The following is an 11,326-nucleotide window of genomic DNA, read 5'->3' as shown; positions in this document are numbered from 1 at the left end:
GGGAGGCCCAACCGAAGGATTGGACAAGGCGCAATGGCGAATCTGAACGTAACCTACGGCGACATGCGGGACGCGGCCAGCCGGCTGCAGACTGGCAAGGACGACTTGATCGCCAAGCTCACCGAGCTGCAGTCGCTCGTCAGCAACCTCGTCTCGGGTGGCTACGTCACCGACGCGTCCTCTGGCGCGTTCAACGAGTCGTACAACCAGTTCACCACCGGCACCAAGACTGCCGTTGAAGGCCTCGACGGACTCTCGCAGTACCTGACCAAGGCCGCCGAGGCGCTGCAGACCACGGACCAGGAACTCGCAAACGCGCTCAAGGGCTAATACCCCCGCTGGTTGAGGAGCGCGCGACGGAGTCGCACGCGTCTCGAAACCACCAGCGGTTCACGAAACCAAACGAAAGGGCCGGTCGAGACTCGACCGGCCTTTCGCCTTTAATCGCAACCTGAACTCGAGACACTCGCTGCCGTCACAACCCTTCAGTGCAACTAGTGCAGAATCTTCTTCGGTTCTCGGTGCGTGGCCACTAGCTTGTAGGCGAGTGAAATTCGTCACTGGGTGACGTGGGCGGTATGAGGAACGGTTCGCCGCCGGGACCTAAGACAACCCGAGGGGACAACATGAACTTGCCCGGTGACCATCACCCACTACTGCGCGAAGCGGCCGATCCCGGCACGGCGCCCGCCCGGCTGGCCGAGATCGCCGCGTCGCACCATGAGCTGCACAGCGTCATCGTCGCCAACCCGGCGTGCTACCCGGCCCTCGCGGATTGGATGCGACAGTACGGCAGCCTGCCCAAGGCTGAGACCGCGGCCCCAACCCCAAGCACGCCGTGGCCGCCGACCGCGGACGCGCCCTGGGCTGCGGTCGCGAATCCGACTGTGGCTTGGGCTCCAACCGCAACCGCCACTGCAACGCCGTCCGCGACTCAGACTGCGGCAGCGCCCGCGATCCAGCGACGCGGGTCTCGCGCGAAGCCGATCATCATCGGCGCCGTGGCTGTTGCCGTGGTGCTCGTGATCGGCGGCGGTGCGTGGGCCTGGTTCGGCTTGTTCTCCAAGCTCGACGGCGCCTCGTCGCCGGATGCTGCCGTGGACAAGTTTCTCAGCAGTGCCGAAGCCAAGGACGTCGTCGGCATGTACGGCGCGCTCTCGCCCGCTGAGGTATCAGCTTTCCAAGGGGCGTTCGAGGAACTCGCCGTCCTCGAGGTTCCGGGAGAGGAAACGCTCAACGCCAAGACGCTGTTCGAGCGAGCGGCCGGAAGCATCGACGTCACGATCAGCGACGTCGCCTATGTCACCGACGAGGTCGACCCCGACATCGCGATGGTCACCCTCACCACGGGCACCCTCGTCTTCGATGTGACCGACCCGGCGGCGCTCGCCGACGTGTACATTGACGCCTACGCTTCGCAGTCGCTGTCATTCCTGACCGGATTCGGATACACAGACGAGGAGATCGATGCCCAGCTCGACGAGATGCGCGCATCCCTCGTCAAGTCGATTGAGGCGGAGATGCCGTTCGAGCTATCCGTCGCCGAAGCCGAAGCGCCGATCGTGCTGGCGACCGTCCGTGAGGGCGGCAACTGGTACGTGAGCCCGCTGCTGACGGTCGCGGAAACGGGTTATCAGGCGGCCGGGGCACAGGCACCCCGCGGCGCGGTGCTCTCCGACGATGAGGTGGCCTCTTTCGCCTCGCCGGAGGCTGCCGTCGAAGGCGCTGCGGGTGCCGTGGCCGCGTATGCCATGACTGGCGACTACCGCAAGCTCGCCGCTGTCTTGCCGATGGCGGAACGACGCCTCATCAGCCTCTATGGCCCGACGACGGACTCCTTCACTCCGCCGGTCGGGCGGTGGGAGCTCGTCCACGTCGATGTCGACGCCCAGATCGATGGCAACGTCGCGGATGTCGCCATCAACAGCATCGAATTCGCCGGCGACGGCGACGGTTACCCCATCCGGCTGGAAGTCACCAGCGACTGCGTGAACGTCGAGAGCAAGAACGGTCAGCAGTCCTCCTGTCTGTCGGATCATGCGGGGCTGCTGGAGCCGGACGTGGATGCCATCCGGCTGATCACCGTCGATGAGGACGGCGGATGGAAGGTCAGCGTCCTCCGCACCGCCGCAAAGCTGTTCGCCATGGGCCTGCAGAACGTGGCAGCGCTGAGCAGCGAAGGCACCATGCCCGACATGGTCGAGGAGTGACCATTCCCGACATCCGCTGATCGCCACGGATTTCGAACCAGACCACGGGCCGAATGCGCGCCAGCGACATCCCCCGTAAATGGGGGTGTCGCTGGCCGGGGTTTCGCCACTAGTGTGACATTTCGGAACAAGTGTCCTGCCATGTGGCTCATTTGGGGGAATGAGTCGCACCCGAGGTGAGGAGACAACCATGACATCCCTCACAGAAATTCTGATCCTGCGGGGTCTGGTGCCGATCGAGAGTCTCGATACGCTCACCGGCAATCCCGTGGACGAGATGGAATCCGCGCGCGCACTCGTTGACGAGGGCACGATCACGGCGGTGCAACTGGCGTCTGCCCGCGCCGCCCAGGCGAACCTGCCGTTCGTGGAACTCATCGACTACCCGGTCGAGGCCACGGCGGTCGCGCTCGTCTCCGCGGCGATCTGCCGCAGGCACGGCGTGCTGCCGCTTGCCCTGAATGACGATCTGCTGACCTTGGCGATGGTCGATCCGGGCAACGTCTTCGCGATCGACGATGTGCGAGCGACCGCCAAGGTGCGCGTGAATCCCGTCGTCGCGGAGCAGAGCGACCTGCTCGCTGCGCTCGACCGGTATCACCGGGCCGACGGCGAACTAAATGACCTCAGCTCGGTCCTCGAAGAGGAAAGCGCCGCAGCCGAGTCCGATGAGAGCACCGAGTCGCTCGACGATGATGCCCCGATCGTGCGGTTCGTGAACCTGCTGATCAGCCAGGGCATCCAGGATCACGCCTCCGACATCCACATCGAGCCGGCCGAGAAGGACCTGCGGGTGCGGTACCGCATCGACGGTGTGCTGCACGAGATGCAGCGGGCGCCGAAGGCGATCCAGAACGGTGTCATCTCGCGGCTGAAGATCATGTCGGACATCGACATCGCCGAGCGCCGCAAGCCGCAGGACGGTCGCATGTCGATCAGCCACGGTGGCCGCAAGATCGACCTTCGTGTCGCGACCCTGCCCACGGTGTGGGGCGAGAAGGTCGTCATGCGAATCCTCGACAACACCAACACCAGCCTGTCGCTGCGCGACCTGAACCTGCTCGAGGACAACTTCGAGGCGTACAAGGCGTCGTACTCGAAGCCCTACGGCATGATCTTGGTCACCGGCCCGACCGGTTCCGGAAAGTCGACGACGCTGTACACCACACTGAACACGGTGTCGAAGCCCGAGATCAATGTAATCACGGTCGAGGACCCGGTCGAGTACCGGATGCCGGGAATCAACCAGGTGCAGGTGAACCCCAAGGCGGGCCTAACCTTCGCCAGTGCGTTGCGGTCCATCCTGCGATCCGACCCCGACGTGGTGCTGCTCGGTGAGATCCGTGACCATGAGACCGCGCAGATCGCGATCGAGGCGTCGCTCACCGGTCACCTGGTGTTGTCCACGCTGCACACCAATGACGCTCCGAGCGCCGTTGTCCGTCTCACCGAGATGGGCATCGAACCGTTCCTGGTCGGCTCGGCGCTGGACTGCGTGGTCGCCCAGCGTCTGGCGCGCCGCCTCTGCGAACGCTGCAAGGAGGCGTACGAGCCTGACGCCGAGCGCCTCATCAACCTGCGGTTCGGTTTCCAGGACGGGATGCCGGTTCCCGAGCTGTTCCGCCCGCTGGGCTGCACGCATTGCTCGAACACCGGCTATCGCGGGCGGCTCGCGCTGCACGAGGTGATGACGGTGACCGAGGAGATCGAGCGGCTTGCGGTCGATCGAGCATCCAGCGCCGACATCGGCCGGCTGGCGGAGACACAGGGGATGTCGACGCTGCGGCAGGACGGCTGGGCGAAGGCGCAGCTCGGGCTGACCAGCGTCGACGAGATTTTGAGGGTCGTGGCGTAAGCCACGAATGCACCTGGGGGGAACCATGGACAAGCCGATTTACGAGATTCCGGTTACGGAGTTTCCGCGTGCCTCCGCGCCGGAGCCGCCGCGCGAGCCCGAACAGTCCAACCCGCCGACGCGCGAGTTCCTGCTCCCACCCGCCCCGCTCACCCCGTCGGCCCCCTACCCGGCCACGTCGTCGGTCGAGCCCACCGCGCGGGTCGAGCCCGCCGAGACCGCCCACACTCCCACCTCGCGGGTCGAGCCTGCCGAGACCGCGGAGTCCGCCACCCACACTCCGGTGGTTGAGGAGCGCCCTACGGAGTCGGACGCGTCTCGAAACCACCCCACCGAGACCCCGCTCTACCTCGCCGACCCCACCCCGTCGCCCGCGCACTACGAGCAGCCGGCCGAGCCCGCTCCGGCATCCCAAGACGGTCACTCCGTTCCCGGATGGTGGGCCGAGCTAACGAACGAGCTCATGAGCGACCCCGAGCCCACCCCGCCGGTCGAGCCAGTCGAGACCTTCGCCGCCCCGCCGGTCCCGACCTACGCCCAATCCGTTCCGCCGGCATCCGTGATCGAGCCAGTTCAAGCAGCTTCGGCTCCCGAACCGACGCCGGTCCAGGCGCCCGCCCCGACAACCTGGTCGCTGAGCCAGCCGGAACCCGCCGTGGCTCCCGCTTCCGCGCCAGTTCTCCCGCCCGCATCCGAGACCCCCCTCACGCGACCCGAACCCGAGCACCAGGCGCCGCCCGCCGCGGCCGCCCCTATTCCAGCCGTTCCGTCGAGTCAGGAGGCCGAAGTGCCCGCTCAGAACACCGCGCCCACGAACACCGCACCCAGCTACAGCGCGCAGAGCGACGTGCAGCCGATCCCCGCAGCACCGGTCCTCGCGCCGCCGCCCGCCTACGTTCCAACGGTGATCGATGAGGTCGCCGACGAGTGGCGCGAGTCCCGGGCAAATGCTGATCAGGACCTGATCACCGCGCTGCAGGAGGTGCTGCTGTCCGGGGCATCCGACCTGCACGTGAGCGCGAACGCGGCGCCGATGATCCGCGTCGACGGCGGCCTGCGGCCGATCGAGGGCAGCGAGCCGTGGAGCCGCGACAAGGTTGCCACCGCGCTGCACAGCATCATGACGCCGGCGCAGCAGACGGCGTTCGAGGAGCACCTCGAGCTCGACTTTGCCTACACGATCTCCAGCAACGCGCGCTTCCGCGTCAACATTTATCAGCAGCGGGCGTCGCTTGGTGCCGCCTTCCGTCTGATCCCGACCGAGATCAAGCAGCTGCACGAGCTCGGCATCCCCGACAGCGTCGAACGCTTCGCCAAGCTGGTCCGCGGTCTGGTGCTGGTCACCGGGCCAACCGGTTCCGGCAAGTCGACGACGCTCGCCGCTCTGATCGACCTGGTGAACCGTTCGCGTGCCGACCACATCATGACGGTCGAGGACCCCATCGAGTTCCTGCACCAGAACCACAAGTCGTTGGTCAACCAGCGCGAGGTCGGTCACGACACGCACAGCTTCGGTGCCGCGCTCAAGCACGTGCTGCGGCAGGACCCCGACGTAATCCTGGTCGGCGAGCTCCGTGACCTCGAGACCATCTCGGTGGCGCTGACCGCAGCCGAGACCGGTCACCTCGTCTTCGCCACCTTGCACACGCAGTCGGCGGCGCAGTCGATCGACCGCATCATCGACGTCTTCCCGCCGCATCAGCAGGAGCAGGTGCGCGCGCAGCTTGCGTCGACCCTGCAGGGTGTCGTCACGCAGACCCTGCTCAAGAAGAGCGGAGGCCGCGGCCGTGTCGTTGCCACGGAGGTGCTCGTCGCTACTCCCGCGATTAACAACCTGATCCGCGAGGGCAAGACCTACCAGATCACCTCGTCGATGCAGGCCGGACGTGAACTCGGAATGCACACGCTCGACCAGCACCTGGCAGACCTCGTCAACAGCGGCCAGATCACGCCGGCTGCCGCATACGAGAAGTGCCAGGACCCCGAGACGCTCAAGCGCCTGATTCACCGGCAGGAGTCGCCGACTGGCGGCGGACTGCCCGGCGCCATCGACTTCGGCGACTCGTTCTCGGCAGGAGTCAAGTAATTGGCCCCCGCAGTCACCTTCACCTATCGCGGCCGGAATTCGTCCGGCAAGACGGTGAAGGGAACGGTAGACGCTCCGTCCGAAACCGCGGTCGCCGCGCGCCTGCGCATGATGGGCATCGCGCCGACCGAGATCCGAGAGGGCTCGGGGACCGGCCTCAACCGCGACATCAGCTTGGGCGGCATGTTCGAGAAAAAGGTCGGGCTGAAAGACCTCGCGGTGATGAGCAGGCAGATGGCGACCATGGTGGGTGCGGGACTCTCGCTGCTGCGCACCCTGTCGATTCTCGCGGCGCAGAGCGAGAATCCGAAGCTCGCTGACGTTCTTACGCGAGTGCAGGCTGATGTTGAGGCCGGCAGTTCACTGTCGGAGGCGATGGCCCGCCATGACCGCGAGTTCCCGCCGCTGATGATCAACATGGTGCGCGCGGGTGAGACCGGCGGGTTCCTCGAGACCTCGCTCGAATCGATCGCCGAGAACTACGAGAAAGAGGTCGAGCTGCGGGCGACAATCAAGTCCGCGCTGTCCTACCCGGTCGTCGTGCTGGTCATGGCAATCCTCGCGGTGATCGCGATGTTGCTCTTCATCGTGCCGATCTTCAAGAACATGTTCGCGGGGCTGGGTGGCACCCTGCCAGTCCCGACGCTCGTCCTGGTATGGCTCTCGGAGCAGTTGATCTGGGCCGGTCCGCTCTTCGTGATCGTTGCCGTCATCTTCGCTGTCTGGTGGGCGCGCAACAAGAACACCGACCGGGTTCGCCGCGTCGTCGATCCATTCAAGCTGCGCCTGCCAGTTTTCGGCCTTCTCTTCAAGAAGATCGCGATCGCCAGGTTCACGCGCAACTTCTCGACGATGATGGCTTCGGGCGTGCCCATCCTCACCGCTTTGAGCGTCGTCGGCGGAACCTCGGGCAACTGGGTGATCGAGCAAATGGCCGCGAAGGTACAGGAGGCCGTGCGGCAGGGCCGTCCGCTCGCCGGCCCGCTGGCCGAGGAGCCGGTCATCCCACCGATGGTCGCCCAGATGGTCGCGGTCGGTGAGGACTCCGGGTCGCTGGAGACGATGCTCCGCAAGGTCTCGGATTTCTACGACGCCGAGGTCAAGGCCACGACCGAGCAGCTCACTTCGCTTATCGAGCCGCTCATGATCGCCTTCATCGGTGTCATCGTGGGCGGCATGATCGTGTCGCTCTACCTGCCGATGTTCAGCATGTTCGAACTCGTCAAGTAGCGCGATATTGCCCCCACACTGGGGGTGCAGAAATGGCAAAAAGTACTGATCAGACAGTGTATTGAGGTTGAGCTTTCTGCCATGATTCAACACGGGGGGCTATTCAATTGGGGGCCACCTGTCCACGCAATTCACTGAACAGGAATGGAAAGAAAAAATGACTGCAATCACCCGGGCGCTTGAGGCCAAGCGCGCACGTCTCAACGAGGACGAGAAGGGCTTCACCCTGATCGAGCTCCTCGTTGTTGTTCTCATCATCGGCATCCTTACCGCGATCGCAGTGCCGATCTTCCTCGGTCAGCAGGAACAGGCGCGTGAAGCTGCAGCGAAGTCGGACCTGGGCGTTGCCAAGGTTGCATACGTCTCCGCCGTTACGGCCAACAACGCCGTGCCCGACGTCGCGGCCCTCGGCACTTTCGGCTACATCAAGAGCCCTGATGTCGACGCCATCGCGATCGGAGCTGGCGCGTCGAAGACGACGTTCTGCATGTCGACAAAGGTGACGGGCGCGGATGCCGCTCGCACGTACAAGATCACTGAGTCCACGGCTGTAGCGCTCGGGACCTGCCCGTAAGCACCTGAACGTTGTCGGGGAGGCATGCGTGCCTCCCCGACAGCTGTCGGACCAGTCCGGGCTGATGCGAAGCACCCACCCGAAGGGAGCAGACCATGACCGATCCCACCAACCAAACGCGCCGTAACGACGAAGGCATCGGCCTCATCGAGATTGTTGTCTCGATTCTGCTCCTGGGGCTGCTCGCGGTATCCGCACTACCTCTGCTCGTAGCCTCGATGCAAACATCGCATCGCACCGCGTCACTGGGAACGGCGACCCAGATCGTTAGTGGGCAACTCGAACAGATTCGTGCGCTCCCGAAGCCCCTTGCCTGCACGGCCGTCGCAGTTCTTGGCGGGCCGGGCGCCATCGTCACCGACAACCGCGGGGTCGAGTACGGACCGTCGCTGACTGTGTCAGCTTGTCCTGCCACCTACCCAGGCGTCGTCGATGTGACTGCTGAGGTCAAGGCAGTTGCGAGTGGCGAGGTTCTCGCCGAGGCGACAACGAGTGTGCTCGTGGAGCAGCCATGACTCGCAACTCGAGTCGCCAAGAAGGCGGCTTCACCCTGATCGAACTGCTCGTCTACATGCTTCTGTCAGCCGTCGTGCTGATGCTTGCAGGTGGTCTGCTGATCAACTCCATCCTCACGCAGCGCACCATCAGCGACTCCGCTGAGTCGACCAACACCGGTCAGCTCATCGCTCAAGCAATGTCCGCCGCAGTTCGCGACGCGTCCGCGGTGCGGGTGGTGTCGGGTGATCCCGCGATCCTCCTGGTCCAAGTTGTGGACGACGCTCGTGCAACCCCGCCCGCTGCTCACTGTGAGGCGTGGGCACTCAATTCCGGTGACATGCGGATGGTCCGCTACAGCGGCGCGACCGGCGCGCCCGTGTCCGACGCGGCCGTCGCATCCTGGCTGACCACCGCCGTCGGCGGATTCAACACCTGGACAAAACTGGCCACCGACGCCAGCGCGCACGATGGTGGATCGGGTCCGATTCCTGTCTTTCAAGCCAATGGATCCACGGGAGTGGACCTCACCCTCGACGTCGCGACCGGCCGCGGCGTCACCGCGCTGATTGAGACCACCGCGGTCAGCCGGCAACCATCTTTGACGGGAGTGTCCCCGACATGCTTCTAGATCGAAACCCTTCATCCCGGTTCCAACGCCACTTCGGCGACCGCGAACGCGGAGGTGCCATGGTCGCCGTCATCGGTGTGATGGCAGCGCTGGCAATCATCACAGTGACCGTCACCACCATGACCACGCAGGCGGTCGGGATCACGAGTTCCTCTCGTGCGTCGGTGCAGGCTCGGGCTGCCGCCGAAGCCGGAATCGACGTCGCAACTGCGGCCCTCAAGACCACGAACGGCTGTGTCGCCACGCTCGCCTCAGCTGACCCGACCTGGAATGCCACGATCGCCTATGACGAGGGCGGCGGCTGGATAGACGGATGCCCGACCGCGATGGCGACACTGGCGCGCGTGCTGTCGACCGGCTCCGCCGCTGCCGAAGGTGTCGCGGGAGTCTCCGGCGGCGACCAGGTGACGATCGAAGCGGTCTACAAGATCGAGCCGATCATCACGCAGGTGCCGGTTGCCGGGTCCGCCGTCTACGCCCACGAGATCCAGGGTGTCCTGAAGAAGTTCGAACTCGACTCAGCAGACAACAGCGTGGCAACCTCTGTTTCAATCAAGAACGGCGACGTCAAGTGCACCAACGGTGCGTCGATCGGCGGTGACCTGCTGCTCGGCAACGGCAACGCCGACCTCGACATGTGCGACGTCGCCGGCTCGGTGTACGTGAACGGGAACGCGGTCGTCCACAAGAGCGCCATCGGCGGGGTCGTTCGCGCGACAGGAACAGCGCTCGTCACCCAGAGCACAGTGGGCGGCACTCCCCCCATCCTCTCGGGCGGAACAGTGCCACCCCCCTCGATCCCTGACTGGGTCGACGTGCCCGGCACCGCCGCGTACTGGGCTTCGCACGGTTACAACGTAGTGAACTGGACCGGGCCGTGCGCCATTTCAAAGCACGTCGCTGCCTGGGCGAATATCAAGGACTACACGACCCCGACGGTCATCGATTTCCGCAGCGCCTGCCCGGCCACCATGGTCTCGACGAACAACAATATGGACACGGTCGCGATCAACACCGACATCATCTTCATCTCGCATCAGTTCACGTTTGACAAGCTCTATTTCTCGGCGACAACCGACCGCAAGCTCACCTTCCTGGTTCCTGACGACGTGGTGGGGGATGGGCCGACCTGCGCGCCTCCCGGTTCGCTCAACGGTGAGATCCGTCTGACCAATGAGGCCAACTTCGGCACAAAGATTGCCGCGATCGTGTACACGCCCTGCCAGATCTTCAGCGACCGCGACGGATTCCGCGGGCAGCTGTACGGCGGTGAGGTCGAGTTCGCTCAGCAGGCCTCGCTGACCTTCGTGCCGGTCGGCATTGCGGGAGTCGACCTCACCGGCGGTGCTACAACACCGGTGCAAACCGGCATTTCCTTGGGTGCACGACTGAGCTACCGCGACGCTCCGGTCGGTGGTTGATGTGGTGCCAGCAGTTGTCGGCGGAATCGGTCTGCTGATCGGTTCATTCCTCAACGTCGTCGTGCACCGAGTGCCGCTCGGCCGGTCCGTGGTTTCGCCACCGAGCGCCTGCGGCGAATGCGGTGCGGGTATCCGCCCCCGCGATAACGTTCCTGTGCTGTCCTGGCTGCTCCTCCGCGGCCGGTGCCGTGACTGCGGCGCACGCATCTCTGCGCGCTATCCGCTCGTCGAGCTCGGCACCGCGATCGCATTCGCATTAGTGGCATGGTGGGTCACGACAGCGTTCCCAGCTGCGAATGCTTCATCCATCGTCGGTCTGGGTTCCGCGCTCGCCGCCTTCCTGTACCTGGCCGCAATCAGCGTGGCACTTACGATGATCGATCTCGAGACCCACACGCTGCCGAATCGCATCGTGCTGCCCGCGTATGCGGTTGCTGCCGCACTGCTGATTCCCGCCGCGCTTTTGATCGGGGAGCCGGGGCGCCTGGTCACAGCCGCGATCGGGGCGGCCGCACTTTTCGGCGCTTACCTACTGATCGTGCTCGCCTATCCCGGAGGGATGGGACTGGGTGATGTGAAGCTTGCCGGTGTGCTCGGAATGTACCTGGGATGGCTCGGCTGGGGCCCACTCGCCGTTGGCGCGTTCGCCGCCTTCGTGCTCGGCGGACTGTTCGGAGCGATACTGATGCTGGTTCATCGGGCGAATCGTAAAACGGCTATTCCGTACGGTCCGTGGATGATCGCGGGCGCATGGGTAGGGGTGTTCGCAGGCGACTGGCTTGCGGCCGCGTATCTGCGGCTGTTTGGCCTGGGGGAATAAGGGG

General features: G+C 65.0%; 10 protein-coding genes. All 10 read left to right on the top strand.

Annotated features, from left to right (window positions below; genetic code table 11):
* Positions 1–33: 33 nt before the first annotated feature.
* Positions 34–330 (top strand): WXG100 family type VII secretion target, encoded by a 297-nt coding sequence (locus GO591_RS13070; RefSeq protein ID WP_157157220.1) that lies wholly within the window; start codon positions 34–36, stop codon positions 328–330.
* Positions 331–626: 296 nt separating this feature from the next.
* On the top strand, positions 627–2,210 hold the full coding sequence (locus tag GO591_RS13065; protein WP_157157219.1) for a variant leucine-rich repeat-containing protein: 1,584 nt from the start codon (positions 627–629) through the stop codon (positions 2,208–2,210).
* Between the two features lie 190 nt (positions 2,211–2,400).
* Positions 2,401–4,065 carry a GspE/PulE family protein gene (locus GO591_RS13060; protein ID WP_157157218.1) on the top strand — a complete coding sequence of 555 codons (1,665 nt, stop codon included), beginning with the start codon at positions 2,401–2,403 and terminating at the stop codon, positions 4,063–4,065.
* A 25-nt stretch (positions 4,066–4,090) separates the two neighbouring features.
* Positions 4,091–6,151, top strand: a complete 2,061-nt coding sequence (locus GO591_RS16090; RefSeq protein ID WP_304506150.1) for a type IV pilus twitching motility protein PilT — start codon at positions 4,091–4,093, stop codon at positions 6,149–6,151.
* Positions 6,152–7,381, top strand: coding sequence for a type II secretion system F family protein (locus GO591_RS13050; RefSeq protein WP_198295474.1), 1,230 nt, complete (start codon positions 6,152–6,154; stop codon positions 7,379–7,381).
* 157 nt (positions 7,382–7,538) lie between these two features.
* Positions 7,539–7,955 carry a type IV pilin protein gene (locus GO591_RS13045; protein WP_157157217.1) on the top strand — a complete coding sequence of 139 codons (417 nt, stop codon included), beginning with the start codon at positions 7,539–7,541 and terminating at the stop codon, positions 7,953–7,955.
* 95 nt (positions 7,956–8,050) lie between these two features.
* Positions 8,051–8,470 carry a PilV family protein gene (locus GO591_RS13040; protein ID WP_157157216.1) on the top strand — a complete coding sequence of 140 codons (420 nt, stop codon included), beginning with the start codon at positions 8,051–8,053 and terminating at the stop codon, positions 8,468–8,470.
* On the top strand, positions 8,467–9,081 hold the full coding sequence (locus GO591_RS13035) for a PulJ/GspJ family protein (RefSeq protein ID WP_157157215.1): 615 nt from the start codon (positions 8,467–8,469) through the stop codon (positions 9,079–9,081). The genes GO591_RS13040 and GO591_RS13035 overlap by 4 nt, the downstream gene beginning before the upstream one ends.
* A gap of 59 nt (positions 9,082–9,140) precedes the next feature.
* Positions 9,141–10,502: a hypothetical protein gene (locus GO591_RS13030; RefSeq protein ID WP_157157214.1), complete on the top strand. Its 1,362-nt coding sequence runs from the start codon at positions 9,141–9,143 to the stop codon at positions 10,500–10,502.
* Complete coding sequence (locus GO591_RS13025) at positions 10,495–11,322, top strand: prepilin peptidase (RefSeq protein WP_370455284.1); 828 nt, start codon at positions 10,495–10,497, stop codon at positions 11,320–11,322. The genes GO591_RS13030 and GO591_RS13025 overlap by 8 nt, the downstream gene beginning before the upstream one ends.
* Positions 11,323–11,326: the final 4 nt, after the last annotated feature.

This window comes from Diaminobutyricimonas sp. LJ205, assembly GCF_009755725.1.
Lineage (GTDB): Bacteria > Actinomycetota > Actinomycetes > Actinomycetales > Microbacteriaceae > Ruicaihuangia.
Note: the sequence above shows the minus strand (reverse complement) of the source record. Positions and strands in the feature narration are given on the sequence as shown.